General features: G+C 50.9%; 15 protein-coding genes. 14 read left to right on the forward strand and 1 reads right to left on the reverse strand.

All coding sequences use genetic code 11. From position 1 onward, the window contains the following. Positions 1 to 39: 39 nt before the first annotated feature. From V1224_08420 to V1224_08445, 6 genes are all read left to right on the forward strand, one after another. Entirely contained in the window at positions 40 to 1,962 is a 1,923-nt protein-coding gene (locus tag V1224_08420) for a DNA gyrase subunit B (GenBank protein ID WWR14532.1), read from the forward strand. A 12-nt stretch (positions 1,963 to 1,974) separates the two neighbouring features. Then, entirely contained in the window at positions 1,975 to 4,212 is a 2,238-nt protein-coding gene (locus V1224_08425) for a DNA topoisomerase (ATP-hydrolyzing) (GenBank protein ID WWR14533.1), read from the forward strand. A gap of 11 nt (positions 4,213 to 4,223) precedes the next feature. Continuing rightward, entirely contained in the window at positions 4,224 to 4,781 is a 558-nt protein-coding gene (gene rsmD / locus V1224_08430; GenBank protein ID WWR14534.1) for a 16S rRNA (guanine(966)-N(2))-methyltransferase RsmD, read from the forward strand. 1 nt (position 4,782) lies between these two features. Next, entirely contained in the window at positions 4,783 to 5,283 is a 501-nt protein-coding gene (gene coaD, locus V1224_08435) for a pantetheine-phosphate adenylyltransferase (protein WWR14535.1), read from the forward strand. 33 nt (positions 5,284 to 5,316) lie between these two features. Next, entirely contained in the window at positions 5,317 to 5,922 is a 606-nt protein-coding gene (locus tag V1224_08440) for a vacuolar family H+-ATPase subunit H (GenBank protein ID WWR14536.1), read from the forward strand. A gap of 117 nt (positions 5,923 to 6,039) precedes the next feature. Then, the gene (locus V1224_08445) at positions 6,040 to 7,098 is read left to right on the forward strand and encodes an N-acetylmuramoyl-L-alanine amidase (protein ID WWR14537.1); all 1,059 of its coding nucleotides are present in this window, start codon (positions 6,040 to 6,042) and stop codon (positions 7,096 to 7,098) included. 14 nt (positions 7,099 to 7,112) lie between these two features. On the opposite strand, the gene V1224_08450 is transcribed toward V1224_08445, so the two are convergent. After that, positions 7,113 to 8,003 carry a hypothetical protein gene (locus tag V1224_08450; protein WWR14538.1) on the reverse strand — a complete coding sequence of 297 codons (891 nt, stop codon included), beginning with the start codon at positions 8,001 to 8,003 and terminating at the stop codon, positions 7,113 to 7,115. A 110-nt stretch (positions 8,004 to 8,113) separates the two neighbouring features. Here V1224_08450 and V1224_08455 point away from each other — a divergent pair, with 110 nt between their 5' ends. The 8 genes from V1224_08455 (at position 8,114) to hisZ (ending at position 15,754) form a co-directional block, all read left to right on the forward strand. Continuing rightward, positions 8,114 to 8,833, forward strand: a complete 720-nt coding sequence (locus tag V1224_08455) for a pseudouridine synthase (protein WWR14539.1) — start codon at positions 8,114 to 8,116, stop codon at positions 8,831 to 8,833. After that, positions 8,820 to 9,497, forward strand: a complete 678-nt coding sequence (locus tag V1224_08460) for an HAD family phosphatase (protein WWR14540.1) — start codon at positions 8,820 to 8,822, stop codon at positions 9,495 to 9,497. Before V1224_08455 ends, V1224_08460 begins: the two co-directional genes overlap by 14 nt. Beyond that, positions 9,494 to 11,473, forward strand: coding sequence for a YgiQ family radical SAM protein (locus tag V1224_08465; GenBank protein WWR14541.1), 1,980 nt, complete (start codon positions 9,494 to 9,496; stop codon positions 11,471 to 11,473). Before V1224_08460 ends, V1224_08465 begins: the two co-directional genes overlap by 4 nt. 35 nt (positions 11,474 to 11,508) lie before the next feature. Beyond that, complete coding sequence (locus V1224_08470; GenBank protein WWR14542.1) at positions 11,509 to 12,270, forward strand: SDR family NAD(P)-dependent oxidoreductase; 762 nt, start codon at positions 11,509 to 11,511, stop codon at positions 12,268 to 12,270. A gap of 67 nt (positions 12,271 to 12,337) precedes the next feature. Next, positions 12,338 to 12,910, forward strand: a complete 573-nt coding sequence (locus V1224_08475; protein ID WWR14543.1) for a hypothetical protein — start codon at positions 12,338 to 12,340, stop codon at positions 12,908 to 12,910. Positions 12,911 to 12,986: 76 nt separating this feature from the next. Further along, a complete protein-coding gene (locus V1224_08480) occupies positions 12,987 to 14,018 on the forward strand; it encodes an RluA family pseudouridine synthase (protein ID WWR14544.1) in 1,032 nt (343 codons plus the stop codon). A 2-nt stretch (positions 14,019 to 14,020) separates the two neighbouring features. After that, entirely contained in the window at positions 14,021 to 14,554 is a 534-nt protein-coding gene (locus V1224_08485; GenBank protein WWR14545.1) for a Holliday junction resolvase RecU, read from the forward strand. A gap of 72 nt (positions 14,555 to 14,626) precedes the next feature. Then, on the forward strand, positions 14,627 to 15,754 hold the full coding sequence (gene hisZ, locus V1224_08490; GenBank protein ID WWR14546.1) for an ATP phosphoribosyltransferase regulatory subunit: 1,128 nt from the start codon (positions 14,627 to 14,629) through the stop codon (positions 15,752 to 15,754). Positions 15,755 to 15,761 lie beyond the last annotated feature (7 nt).

A 15,761-nucleotide genomic window follows, 5' to 3' on the forward strand; every position in this document is an offset into this window, starting at 1 on the left:
TGTATGCAGTGAATTTTTGTAAATGTGGGAGAGGGTATTATGGCGAACAGGGAGACCTATGACGCTTCCAATATTACCGTCCTGGAGGGACTGGAAGCGGTGCGGATGCGGCCCGGTATGTATATCGGCAGCGTATCTACGAAGGGTTTGAATCATCTGATCTATGAGATCGTGGATAATGCGGTGGATGAACATCTGGCCGGCTATTGCAGCCGGATCACAGTGATCTTAAACGAAGACGGCTCGGCCACTATTCATGACAATGGCCGTGGGATTCCGGTCGGTATGCACGAAAAGGGGGTGAGTGCGGAACGGCTTGTTTTCACGACATTGCATGCGGGCGGTAAATTTGACGCTTCGGCTTACAAGACAAGCGGCGGCCTCCACGGTGTCGGTTCCTCTGTTGTCAATGCACTTTCTACATGGTTGACCGTACAGGTCAAACGAGATGGCTGCATTTATGAAGACCGTTACGAGCGGGGGAATCCGGCGGTGGAGCTGGAGGGCGGCCTTCTTCCGGTTATCGGCAGGACAAAAGAGACGGGAACGAGCATCACGTTTCTGCCAGACGATACGATCTTTGACCGCACACGGTTTCGGGAGGATGAGATCAAGAGCCGCCTTCATGAAACTGCCTATCTCAATCCGGCGCTGACGATCGCGTTTGAGGACAGAAGAAAGGCGGAGGCGGAAGTTCTGGAGTTTCATGAACCGGACGGCATCACCGGCTTTATCCGGGATATGAACAAGGCGAAAGAGACCGTTCATGAGGTCATTTATTATAAAGGAGAGAGTGAAGGGATTTCCGTGGAAGCAGCGTTCCAGTATGTCAATGAATTTCACGAGAACATCCTTGGATTTTGTAATAATATCTACAACGCAGAGGGCGGCACGCATCTGACCGGTTTTAAGACGATGTTCACGACGGTCATCAACAACTATGCCAGAGAACTGAACATCTTAAAAGAGAAGGATGTAAATTTCACGGGAGCGGACGTGCGAAACGGCATGACGGCCGTCATTTCCGTGAAACATCCGGATCCCCGGTTCGAGGGACAGACCAAGACGAAGCTGGACAATCAGGACGCGGCCAAAGTTGTGGCCAAAGTGACCGGGGATGAGATTCAGCATTATTTTGACAGAAATCTGGAAGTGCTGAAAAATATTATCAGTTGTGCGGAAAAAGCTGCCAAAATCCGCAAGACGGAAGAAAAGGCGAAGACAAACATGCTGACAAAGCAGAAGTTCTCCTTTGACTCCAACGGGAAGCTGGCTAACTGTGAGAGCCGGGATGCCTCCAAATGCGAAATATTTATTGTCGAGGGGGATTCCGCCGGCGGCAGCGCCAAGACAGCGCGCAACAGACAGTATCAGGCGATTCTGCCGATCCGCGGAAAAATACTGAATGTGGAGAAAGCCAGCATTGATAAAGTACTCGCCAATGCGGAGATTAAGACAATGATCAATGCTTTTGGCTGCGGGTTCTCAGAAGGGTATGGCAACGACTTTGATATTGCCAAACTGCGCTATGACAAGATCATTATTATGGCCGATGCCGATGTGGACGGCGCTCATATTTCCACGCTGCTTCTGACGCTGTTTTACCGATTTATGCCGCAGCTCATCTATGAAGGACACGTGTATATCGCCATGCCTCCCCTCTATAAGGCAATGCCTGCGAAGGGAAATGAGGAATATCTGTATGACGATAAGGCGCTGGAACGGTACCGGAAACGACACAAAGGGCCCTTCACTTTACAGCGGTACAAAGGTCTGGGGGAGATGGATGCCGAGCAGCTCTGGGAGACGACACTGGACCCGGAGACGCGGCTGCTGAAGCTGGTGGAGATTGAAGACGCACGTATGGCGTCGGAAGTGACGGAAATGCTTATGGGCACAGAAGTCCCGCCGCGAAAAGCCTTTATCTATGACCACGCAACTGATGCGGAACTTGACATATAGGAGCAGTAAGCGATGAATGACAGAATTATAAAAACCGAATATTCGGAAGTGATGCAAAAGTCCTATATTGACTATGCCATGAGTGTAATCATCGCCAGGGCGCTTCCCGATGTGAGGGACGGTCTCAAACCTGTTCAGCGGCGCACGCTCTATGATATGCACGAACTCGGAATCCGCTATGACAGGCCCTACAGGAAGAGTGCCCGTATCGTCGGCGATACGATGGGTAAATATCATCCGCACGGCGACAGCTCGATCTATGAAGCGCTCGTTGTGATGACACAGGAATTTAAAAAAGGACTGCCGCTGATCGACGGCCATGGCAATTTCGGCAATATCGAGGGAGACGGTGCGGCGGCCATGCGTTATACGGAGGCCAGACTGGCAAAGATCACGCAGGAGGCGTTTCTGGCCGATCTGGATAAAGACGTCGTCGATTTTATTCCCAACTTTGATGAGACGGAGAAAGAACCGTCCGTACTTCCGGTGAAAATTCCCAATCTGCTCGTCAATGGAGCGGAAGGGATCGCCGTCGGTATGGCGACGAGCATCCCGCCTCACAATCTCGGGGAGATCATCGACGCCATGAAAGCCTATATGCAGGATGAATATATCGCCACGGCGGCGTTGCTCAGATACGTGAAGGGGCCGGATTTTCCGACCGGCGGCATTGTCATCAACAAGTCCGACCTTTTGTCTGTCTATGAGACAGGTACAGGCAAGATCCGCATCCGCGGGAAAGTGGAGACGGAAAAGGGCAGGGCAGGCAGGATCAATCTTGTTATTACCGAGATTCCCTACCCGATGATCGGCGGCGGTATCGCCAAATTTCTGTCCGATGTGGCGGCGCTGGCGGAGACAAAGAAGACGCAGGACATTGTCGACATCTCCAATCAGTCGTCCAAAGAGGGAATCCGCATCGTCATCGAGCTCAAAAAAGATACCGATGTGGAAAACTTTAAAAACATGCTCTACAAAAAGACCCGTCTGGAAGACACATTCGGTGTCAATATGCTGGCCATTGCCGGCGGCCGGCCGGAGACGATGGGGCTGAGAGAGATTATCAGGGCCAATGTAAACTTCCAGTTCGAAGTGGCCACAAGGAAATATACGACACTGCTGGCCAGAGAGCAGGAAAAGAAAGAGATTCAGGAGGGCCTGATCAAAGCCTGCAATGTGATCGACCTGATCATTGAGATATTAAGAGGTTCGCGGGATCGGGCGATGGCGAAAGCCTGTCTCGTGGAAGGGAAGACCGACGGGATTAAATTCAAATCCCGGGAGTCGAAAGTGATGGCGCAGATGCTGCGGTTTTCGGACCGGCAGGCAGCCGCCATTCTGGAGATGCGTCTCTATAAGCTGATCGGTCTGGAGATCGACGCCCTTGTGAAAGAACATGAAGAGACGCTGGCCAATATATACCGGTATGAAGATATTCTCGAGCGCCGGGATTCGATGGCCCAGGTTATTATGAACGAGCTGGACGCTATCAAAAAAGAATATGCGAAAAAAAGACGGACCGTCGTGGAGGACGGAAAGGAAGCGGTCTTTGAGGAAAAAAAGACGGAAGAGATGGAAGTCATCTTTTTAATGGATCGGTTCGGTTATGCGAAAGTGGTCGACGTCTCCACATACGAACGCAACAAAGAGGCAGCGGACGCCGAACATGTGTATGTCTTTTCCTGCAAGAATACAGGGCGCATCTGTCTGTTTACCAATACCGGAACACTGCATACGATCAAGGTTATTGACCTGCCCTTTGGAAAATTCCGTGATAAGGGGATTCCGATCGACAATGTGAGCAATTATAATTCTTCGGAAGAGAACATCATCTTCATGACCGGACAGACGGAACTGAATCTCTACCGGGTTATCTTTGTGACGAAATTTTCCATGGTCAAAATCGTGGACGGCGGTGAATTTGACGTGATGAAGCGTACTGTGGCGGCGACCAAACTCCAGGAGGGGGACGAAGTGATCAGTATCGCTGTCCTCCGGGAACAGAAGGATATGGTCTTGCAGTCAAAAGACGGATATTTTCTCCGTTTCTCTCTGGAAGAGATTCCTGAGAAGAAAAAGGGCGCCATCGGCGTACGGGGAATGCGGCTGAGCGAGCAGGATGTGATCGAAGCCGTCTATTATACGGAAAATATGACGGACACGGTCGTTCCTTACAGGAATAAAAGTCTGGAACTGCATAAACTGCGTTCCGGTAAACGGGATACCAAAGGTGTTAAAGTGAGAGTATAGAGGATTCATTTATGAGAGTGATCGCAGGAAGTGCCCGCAGTCTGCCGTTAAAAACCCCTCCGGGGCTTGATACGAGGCCGACGACGGACAGGATCAAAGAGACGTTATTTAATATATTGCAGCCGCATCTGAGCGGAAGTGTATTTCTGGATCTGTTCAGCGGCAGCGGCGGTATCGGCATCGAGGCGCTCAGCCGTGGTGCGGAACGCGCTTATTTTGTGGAAAAGGACCGGCGTGCCGCAGCCTGCATTGAAGATAATCTACGGTTTACGAAGCTGTCGGGGCGGGCGGTGATACTTCAGGAAGAGGTACAGGGAGCACTCAGCCGGATCAGAGAAGAGGCGGTGGATCTTATTTTTATGGACCCTCCTTATGGGAAGGGACTGGAAAGACAGACACTGACACTGCTTGAGAGCCGGACATATGTGACCAGGGATACACTGATCGTCGTTGAAAGCGCTCTGGAGACCGATTTTTCCGATCAGGAATTGGAACATTGTGGTTTTATGGTGGAAAGAGAAAAGAAATACAAGACAAATAAACATGTGTTTATCAGGAGGCGTGCATAGGATGAAAGCGGCAATTTATCCCGGAAGTTTCGATCCGGTCACATTCGGACATCTGGATATTATCCGGAGAGCGGCATATATTTTTGACGAATTGACGATTAGTGTGTTGAATAATGTCAAGAAGACACCATTGTTTTCTACGGAGGAACGTGTTAGAATACTGAAAGAAGCAACCAGGGACATGCCTAATGTAAAAGTAGACTCTTTCAGCGGGCTGCTGGTAGATTATGCCAGACAGAAAAAGGTTCGTGTCATTGTCAGAGGGCTTCGGGCCATCACGGATTTTGAGTATGAACTGCAGAACGCACAGACGAACAGACTGCTGTCAAAAGAGAAACTGGATACAATGTTTTTTACGACCAGTCTTGAGTACGCATATTTAAGTTCTACAACGGTTAAGGAGATCGCAAGTTTCGGCGGAGATATTTCCGGCTGTGTTCCAGCCTTTGTGGAAAAGCTGATCTATGAAAAATATGGGGTTCCAAAGGCGCCGGCGAAGTGATCGCATGTCGGTGTGCAGTGACTGGAGGGGAAAATGAGCAGTAAGATCGAACAGCTGATCGATGAGATTGAAGAATATATCGATACATGTAAATACCAGACGCTTTCCAACACAAAGATCATTGTAAATAAAGAGGAGATCGATGAACTTCTGCGGGAATTGCGTATGAAAACGCCCGATGAGATCAAGCGTTACCAGAAGATTATCAGCAACAAAGAGGCAATCTTAAACGATGCCAAAGAAAAGGCGGAGGCACTGATCAACGCCGCTACCGTACAGACAACTGAGCTGATCAACGAGCATGAGATCATGCAGCAGGCATATGCGCAGGCCAATGAGGTTGTGACGATGGCCACCAATCAGGCGCAGGGCATTCTGGACAATGCCACGATCGAGGCTAACAATATGAAAGCGGCCGCCATGCAGTATACGGATGATATTCTCGGTAATCTGGAGACGATCATCGCACATTCCATTGATACTGTGTCCCAGCAGTTTCAGAGGACAGTCTCTTCGTTACAGGATTGTATGAATATCGTCAAGTCCAACCGCATGGAACTGCATCCGGCGGATGTTGAGGCGGAGAGCGAGAAAAGTGAGGGTACTGAGGAGGAGCCGATCAATCTGGACATGATCTGACAGGCAGTGCGTCAAAGTGAAAGAAGAGCGTACGGTTATTCTACATAATAAAAACAGAGGGAAGCATAGACGGGAGAGAAATAAAGAAATATAAAGGGAACGATAAGGGGAAGCAGATTGAGAGAGACAGCAAAGACAAATGGTACGAAAAATACCAAAAAGAACTGGCAAAAAATAATGACGGGATTTATGGCGGCAGTCGTATTCGCTGCGGCGATTCCGTTCTCTGCGGCAGCGGCGCCGCAGGATGACAATATCGTAGTTGTTATTGATCCGGGACATGGCGGTACAAATATTGGCGGACAGATCCCGGGACTGGACGAGAAAAATGCGACTCTGATCACGGCGCTGGCCATGAAAGAAGAGTTGGAGAAATATGAGGGAATCACCGTATACCTGACAAGATACGGCGACGAGGATGTGTCGCTTTCGGAGAGGCCTCTGCGTGCGGCTGCCGTGGGGGCGGACTTTTTATTCAGTCTGCACTATAATAAAGCGGTGCCAAATCGCCTGTATGGAGCGGAAGTGTGGGTCCCTTCGCTCGGAGAAAACTACAGCAGGGCCTATGCCTGCGGTGATCTGATTTTAAATGAACTGTGTGACAGTTATGGTATCTATCGCCGGGGGATCAAGACAAAGCTGAATAAGAACGGGACAGATTACTATGGGGTAATCAAAAATGCTACGGCTGTCGGCATCCCGTCCATGATTATCGAACACTGCCATATCGACAATGAAAAAGATCTGTCTTATTTTAACAGCATCGAAAAAATGCAGCAGCTCGGGCGTCTTGATGCCACCGGGGTCGCCAAATATTTCGGCTTGCGGTCCGATGTGCTCGGCGTCGACTATTCCAATGTGCCTAAGACCGTGGTGACGGCCCCAAGAGTGCCGGTCGCAGACGATACGACTCCGCCGGAAGTAGCGGCAATCGTGTCCGCGGTGCGGGAGAACGGGCAGATCAGAGCCGTACTGCAGGGAGCCGATTCCCAGAGCGGTATTCTTTACTATGACTACAGTCTGGACGGCGGTCTTACCTGGTCGGCATTGCAGGAATGGAACAGCGCCGATACTGTAAACGCGGTCCTGATTCCGGGGGATGGGTCGACACTGACTGTGCGGATCTATAATCAGTATGACAAAGCGTCACAGAGCGCGCCGGTTCCCGTTTCATGACGTGACAGAGTCTGTTACATAAAAATGCGGAAGATGAACAGGTAATAACAGAGCGTCAGAGCACTCTGACAGAGCTTATGAATCACATAGGGAAAGACGGACAGATCTGTCCCGGTGATCATGCCGGCTGTCTGGGCGATGCAGGAGAGGCCGCCGAACGGAAGAAATGTCAGAATAAGCAGCGGCGCGTCGGTTCCGGCCAGAGCGATTCCGCCGGTGATCTCTGTAGTCAGATACAGCGGAATCCGCAGAGAAGTAAATGCGGGCGGAAGCAGAGGCAGAAACAGTCCGGGCAGTACATTCAGCAGATTAAAGAAAATCATATAACCTCCTAATTTTGTAATGCTTTGGATGGCAGATAATATCGACTCATCCAAAGTCTGTACAAAGCCGGGAGGTTTTTGTATTGGCAGCTCTGCCGCCCCGCAGACGTTAAGACTGTTCCCATAATACAGATACCGCAGAAACAGCCCATAGAGAAAGGGAATGCCGTACATGCCAAATAAATAAACGGATACCGGGATCTGCCTCGGAAGAAATGCGAGCACAAAACCGGTAAAAAATACAGGACCGATGTTGTTGCAGAAGGCAAGCAGGAAGTCGGCCTCTTTTTTTGTGATCTGTCGCAGGCGGTACAGATCAGCAGTGATCTTTGCGCCCATGGGAAACCCACAGAGAAAACCGATGATAACACAATACAGGCAGCGGTTATTCACACGCAGGAATGGATAGAGCAAAGGGCGGAAAAAACCGGCGAATTGGTCTGATAAGCGCAGCCGGATCATCATCCCTGAGAGGACCATAAACGGAAACAGGGTGGGGATCATCTTCTGGAACCAGACATTCAAACCTGTCAGCGCGCAGGAGAGAGACAACTGTGGATAACAGAGCATGGCAAAGACCATCAGGGCGAAAAAAAAGAGCAGACATGATTTTTTTATAAATTTTTGCAAGAAATCACCCCAAAGAAGTGAAAATGTTATATACTCATACATATGTGCAAGGAGACAGATTCATGCGCCTGGATAAATATCTGACAGAGGCCGGCTTCGGTTCGCGAAGCCAGGTAAAACAATCAATACGAAAAGGACAAGTCCAGGTGGACGGTGTGACGGAGACCCGTTCCGACCGCAGTATTGACGAAGCGGTTTCAGAAGTCATCGTTCAGGGCAGGGTGGTCCGTTTTCAGAAGACGGTCTATTATATGATGAATAAGCCGACGGGCTTTGTCTGCGCCACACGGGACCACAGAGAGAAAACGGTCCTGGAACTTTTGCGGGAAGAGGACAGAAGGAGAACTGATCTGTTCCCCGCCGGGAGACTGGACAAGGATGCGGAAGGGCTGCTTCTGATCACCAATGACGGCGCGCTGGCACACCGGCTGCTGACTCCCAGGAGACATGTGCCGAAGACGTATTTTGTAAAGCTGTCGCACGGTCTGGAAGAAGAGCAGATACAAATGCTTGAGGCCGGTATCGATATTGGAGAAGAGAAACAGACACTTCCGGCACGATTTTGCTGGAAAGACAGAGAGAAGAAGGAAGCGCTGCTGACGATCACCGAGGGAAAGTTTCACCAGGTCAAACGGATGTTTTCGGCTATCGGAACCCATGTCTTATATTTAAAGCGCGTACGCATGGGGAATCTGGCTCTGGACGAGACACTGGAACCTGGTCAGTACCGCGCGCTGACTGCGGAAGAATTAAAGGAGTTATCAGAATATGCTGAACAATAAAGAAGCTGTTATCTTTGATATGGACGGTTCTCTTGTGGATTCAATGTGGGTCTGGAAAGACATTGATACTGAATACCTGTCGCGATTCGGCCTGACGGTGCCGGATGATCTCGGACAGTTGATTGAAGGTATGAGCTTTACGGAGACCGCCATGTATTTCAAGGAGCGATTCGGACTGGAACGCCCGCTTGAGCTGATCAAAGCCGACTGGAACGAGATGGCATGGGAAAAATACCGCACGGAAGTGATGCTCAAACCGGGCGCCAGAGAGCTGCTTGATCATTGCCGCAGGCACGGGATCAAGCTGGGGATCGCAACGAGCAATTCGAGACAACTCGTCGATATGGTCATGCGCGCACGCGGGGTTTTTGATTACTTTTCTTCGATCATGACAAGCTGTGAGGCGAAAAAAGGCAAACCGGCCCCAGATATTTACCTGATGACAGCGAAACAGCTTGCAGTGAAACCGGAGAACTGCCTCGTATTTGAGGACATCATATTTGGCATTCAGGCCGGTAAGGCGGCCGGCATGGAAGTATGCGCCGTGGAAGACGATTATTCGGCCTATCAGAGAGAGGAAAAGCGCAGACTTGCCGATTATTATATCAACGATTACACAGAGATCGAAGAAGTACAGGCGATGCTGCGGGTGAACGCCTGTTGAGCGGCGGCTTTTTGCCTGTCAGCCGGGAAGAGATGCTCGCGCGGGGATGGGACAGCGTTGACTTTGTCTATGTATCGGGGGACGCCTATGTAGATCATCCGTCCTTTGGGCATGCTATCATTACAAGGCTGCTGGAGGCGCATGGCTTCCGGGTCGGCATCATTGCCCAGCCGGACTGGCGGGACGCGGAGAGTATCGCAGTCTTCGGGGAGCCGAAGCTGGCGTTTCTCGTCAGCGGCGGCAATATGGATTCGATGGTCAACCACTATTATGTATCCAGAAAACCGCGGGAGCATGACGCCTATACGCCCGGCGGAGCGACGGGCAAACGGCCCGATCATGCCGTCGTTGTATACGGCAATCTGATCCGCAGAAAATTTCGCAGGACACCGGTCATAGTGGGCGGTATCGAAGCCAGTCTTCGCCGGATGGCCCATTATGATTACTGGTCCGACTCCTTCAAACGTTCTATTCTTCTGGACAGTCAGGCCGATCTGATCTCCTATGGAATGGGGGAGAAATCCATCCTGGAGATTGCTGAGGCACTGCAGAGCGGCCTTTCGGTCAGAGATCTCACGTTTATCCCGGGTACGGTCTATCAGACAAAAGATATTTCCGGTGTTTATGACAGCATATCGCTGCCTGTTTACGAAGAGATGAAAGCAGAGAAACGCCGTTACGCAGACAGTTTTCTGTTACAATATGAGAATACGGACCCATTTACCGGCAAAACTTTGATTGAGCCTTACGAAAATGGTGTTTATATCGTACAGAATCCTCCACAGCCGCCTCTGACGATGCAGGAGATGGATGATGTCTATGACCTGCCCTATATGCGGACCTGTCATCCTTCTTATGAGAAGGAGGGCGGAGTACCTGCCGTACAGGAGATCCGGTTTTCTCTTGTGAGCAACAGAGGATGCTTCGGCGGCTGCAATTTCTGTGCCCTGACCTTTCATCAGGGAAGAATTGTGCAGACGCGCAGCCATGCGTCCATCCTGAGAGAGGCAGAGGCAATGACACAGGAGGCGGATTTCAAAGGTTATCTTCACGATGTGGGCGGTCCGACCGCCAATTTCCGGGCGCCGTCCTGTGGCAAACAGCTCCGGCATGGTGTCTGCAAGGACAGGCAGTGCCTGTTTCCGAAACCATGTAACAATCTGCAGGCGGACCACAGAGACTATCTGTCGCTGCTGCGAAAACTCCGAGCGCTGCCGGGTGTCAAAAAAGTGTTTATCCGCTCTGGCATCCGCTTTGACTATGTCCTGGCAGACCGAGATAACAGTTTCCTGCGGGAGCTTGTGGAACATCATGTGAGCGGACAACTCAAGGTCGCGCCGGAACATATCTCAGACACGGTCTTAAGACGGATGGGTAAGCCGGAGAACGCCGTATATGAAACGTTCGCGGCCAAATATCGACGACTCAATGAAAAACTGGGGAAGAAGCAGTATCTTGTTCCCTATCTGATGTCTTCCCATCCGGGCTCGACGCTGAAGGAGGCCGTGGCTCTGGCGGAATACCTGCGTGATCTCGGCTATATGCCGGAACAGGTACAGGACTTTTATCCGACGCCGTCCACGATGTCCACCGTCATGTATTACACAGGCATTGACCCAAGAACAAAAGAGAGTGTCTATGTATGCCGCAGTCCCCATGAAAAAGCGATGCAGCGGGCGCTGATCCAGTACCGTGATCCGAAAAATTACCGGCTTGTCCGCGAAGCGCTGACCGCGGCCGGGCGGGAAGATCTGATCGGCTATGACAGAAAGTGTCTGCTCCGGCCAGCGCGCGCCGCCCATGAGGCAGCCGCAGGGAATATACCGGCAAAAAAGAGTTCCGATTTGGGCCAAGGCAGCCGCAGACAAGGACAGACACAAAAGGGACGAAACGGCGCAGACCGCAGAAAAAAGACGATCCGTAATGTGCATAAGAAAAGCGCCGCGAAGGTGTCGCAAAGAAAACGAGAGACGTAACGATATAATCAATCAATAATGACAGGAGACGCATTATGAATATTGTGATTATTACGGGAGCTTCCTCCGGCATCGGACAGGAATTTGCCTGGCAGTTGGATACGCTCTTTTCCAATATGGATGAGATCTGGCTGATCGCCAGAAGAAAAGAACGTCTGGAAGATTTGAGTCTTACTCTACACACGAAATGCAGAATTATAGATATGGACATTACGGACCCGGTTTACATGAAACAATTTTCCGAGATCCTGGCGCTCTCCAAACCACAGATCCGCCTGCTTGTCAACTGTGCAGGTTTTGGTCTGATGGGGGCGGTGGAAAAGCTCTCTCTGGAAGAGCAGACAGCCATGATTACGCTCAACTGCACGGCGCTGACGGAGATGACACACAGATGTCTCCCTTATATGCGAAAAAACAGCCGGATTATCCAGATGGCCTCAAGCGCCGCTTTTCTGCCACAGGAAAATTTTGCAGTCTATGCGGCCACAAAGGCTTATACACTCAGCTTTTCCCAGGCGCTGAATCAGGAGCTGCGCGCACGTGGAATCTATGTGACAAGTGTCTGTCCCGGCCCCGTAGATACGGAATTTTTTTCGATTGCCGAGAAGTATGGCAAGACACTTGCCGTCAAAAAACTGACAATGGTGTCGGCGAAACGCGTGGTGAGAAAAGCCATCCGTGACTGCTACCGGAAGCGGCCGCTTTCTGTGTGCAGTCTTCCGATTCAGGCGTTTCACGGTCTCTGTAAGCTCGTTCCGCATTCTCTGATCTTCCGTGTGATGAAACTGTACAAATGATGCTGCGATCCCGCCGCTGACAGGCGGCGGACGGTCGCCCGGAAGAAATACATTGTGGGAGAAAAGAATGAAACTGACAAAAGGCTGTTTTGGCTATTTGAACGCGAAAAAAAAGTGGGAGACCCTGAAGACGGTCATTTATTTTGCCCTTCCGGCGGCGATCTTCCTTATGGGATACTATACGACCGGGACAAAGAAAAACCTGCTGACAGTCGTGGCTGTGCTCGGCTGTCTGCCGGCAAGCAAGAGCGCAGTCAGTCTGATCATGTATCTGAAAGCGGGCGTCTGTTCCGGTTCCTGTCATGAGACATTGCAGGAGTGCGGACTGGAACGGGGAGATACCTTGCTGCTTTACGACCTGTATCTGACAAGTTACGAGAAAAATTTTCAGATCAGTGCGCTGGCAATTAAAAACAATGCTGTCTGCGGCTATACTGAGGACGGCAGATGTGATGTCGGAGCAGGGGAAAAGCATATCGCGGAAATCCTGCGGCAGAGCGGCTATGAGGGACTGACGGTAAAGCTGTTTACCGATCTGTCGAAATTTGCCGACCGGCTGGCACAGATGAACGACACCGCGGAAAAAAAGGAAGAAAAAGAGAAAGCCATTGCCGGGATTCTCAAAGACATTTCTTTATAGAAGGATATTTCTTTTATAGAAGGCTTCGAGGCAGGGAAGTTGATGGACAGGGGAAGTTACCGGAAAGGAGCCGGTTATGCGCCGTATCATTGTCAGACAGGAGGAAGCCGGACAGCGGTTTGACAAATTCCTTCGGAAATATATGCGGGAAGCGCCAGTCAGCTTTTTTTATAAAATGCTGCGCAAGAAAAATATTACGTTAAATGGCCAAAAAGCGGACGGCAGCGAGCGGATCCGTGAGGGAGACCGGGTGGAAATGTTTCTCTCGGACGAGACGATCGAAAAGTTTTGCGGCGTGCAGGACTGCCCGGGGAGCGGAAGCCGGGAGGAGTCTTTGTGCCTGGAAGGGGAGGCGGCCTGGAAGAAATTCGGGGCGCTTCCGGTTCTGTATGAAGACAGACATATTCTGCTCGTGGACAAACCTGCCGGCATATTGACGCAAAAGTCAATGCCTGACGATCTCTCGCTGAATGAATGGCTGACTGGTTATCTGCTAGCAAGTGGAGCGCTTGGCACCGACAGAAAGCAGGCCAGAGACAGCCTGCGGATGTTCCGTCCGTCTGTCTGTAACCGTCTGGACCGGAACACAAGCGGCATTGTCATCTGCGGCAAAAGTCTGTATGGCAGTCAGCAGATGAGCCGTATTCTGAAAGACCGCAGTCTGCACAAATATTATCTTTTGTATGTCGAGGGAAAGCTGCGAGAGGCAAGACGGGTGGAAGGCTGGCTTGTCAAGGATGAGACAACAAACAAAGTGCGGATTACCCGCGAACAGACGGAGGAAAGTGCGAAGATCGTCACCGCTTACCGGCCCATCCGGGAGGGAGAACACGAAACGTTAGTGGAAGTGGATCTGATTACCGGCAAACCGCATCAGATCAGAGCACATCTGGCGGCGGAGGGCTTTCCTCTTGTGGGAGACTATAAATATGGCGACCGCCGCGCCAACGACAAAAGGAAACGGCAGGATGGGATCACGCATCAGCTCCTGCACGCATACCGGGTCGTATTTCCGGTTTTGGACGGAGAACTTTCGGCCCTGTCCGGCAGAGAGATCCGGGCACCCCTTCCGGACATCTTTCAAAAACTGAAAGGACAGAAGAGATAACGATGGCAACTTGGAATTCCAGAGGGCTGCGCGGCTCCACACTGGAGGACTTGATCAACAGGACGAATGAAAAATACCGGGAGAACGGACTGGCGCTCATTCAGAAAGTACCGACCCCAATCACTCCGATCCGAATTGACAAGGAGAGCAGACATATCACACTCGCCTATTTTGATCAGAAGAGTACGGTCGATTATATCGGTGCGGTCCAGGGGCTTCCGGTCTGCTTTGATGCCAAAGAATGCGCGGCGGATACTTTTTCTCTGCAAAATATCCATGAACATCAGGTCGCTTTCATGGACGATTTTGAAAAACAGGGCGGTATTGCCTTTTTTCTCATTTATTATACGGGCAGAGATCTGTTCTACTACCTGCCGCTTGCCCATCTGAAGCTGTTCTGGGAGAGGGCGATGACGGGAGGCAGAAAGAGCTTTCGCTATGACGAGCTCAATCCGGAATATATCATACCGAAAAAACAAGGCGTTTTTGTGTCTTATCTGGATATGATCCAGAAGGATCTGGACGACCGGCCCTGACGGTAAACCGGAAACAGCCAGGAAACAGATACGCGGCAGAACCGCGATGCGATATGGAAAGGAAACGGAATCATGCGGGAACGACTGGTACATACGCCGGAAGGCGTACGGGACATTTACGGAGAGGAATATGCGAAGAAACTCGCAGTGGAAGAAAAGATCCAACAGGTATTCCACAGCTACGGGTATCAGGATATTCAGACGCCGTCTTTTGAGTTTTTTGAGGTTTTTTCCAGGGAGATTGGCACGAAGCCATCTAAAGAACTCTACAAATTTTTTGACAAAGAAGGGAATACCCTTGTACTGCGGCCGGATTTCACGCCGTCCATCGCCCGCTGTGCAGCCAAATATTTTATCGGAGAGGACAGGCCGCTGCGGTTCTGTTATCTCGGCAACTCCTTCAGCAATACCTCGGAGCTTCAGGGAAAACTGAAAGAGATGACGCAGATGGGCAGTGAACTGATCGGTGACGATTCCGTGCAGGCAGATGCGGAGACGGTTGCTGTGGTAATCGAATCATTGCTTGGCGCAGGACTGAGCAGATTCCAGGTCAGTATCGGAGAAGTGGAATATTACAAGGGAATCTGTGAGGCGGCCGGCCTGTCGGAAGAAATGGAGCTGGAACTGCGTGGTTATATTTCAACTAAAAATTATTTCGGCGCGGAAGATTTTCTCATCCGTGAACATGTGCCGCAGGAGCAGCGGGGTGTACTGCTGAAGTCCGCAGAGCTATTCGGCGGCGCAGAGATTTTACAGGAGGCGCGGCAATCGGTTTCCGGAGACAACAGACGTTCTCTGGCAGCGATTGACCGCCTGGAACAGATTTATCAGGTTCTCTGTGTTTACGGTCTGGAAAACTATGTCTCCTTTGACCTTGGCATGTTGAGCAAATACCGCTATTATACAGGAATCATTCTCAGGGCTTACACATACGGTGTGGGAGATGCCATCGTCACGGGCGGCCGTTACGACAAGCTGCTCGGCTATTTCGGCAGGGAAAAGCCTGCCGTCGGGTTTATGATTGCCATTGATGCCCTGATGGAAGCGATCGCCAGACAAAAACTCCCGGTATCCACCGGCAGACAGGTATCTGTCATCACCTATCGGGAAGAATCGGCTGGGGAAGCGATCGCACAGGCGCAGGAACGAAGACGGGCAGGGGAATGGATCGAACTCATACCGGAGGGAAAAGAACAATGAAAGAAGA

This window comes from Lachnospiraceae bacterium JLR.KK008 (assembly GCA_037015955.1).
Lineage (GTDB): Bacteria > Bacillota > Clostridia > Lachnospirales > Lachnospiraceae > VSOB01.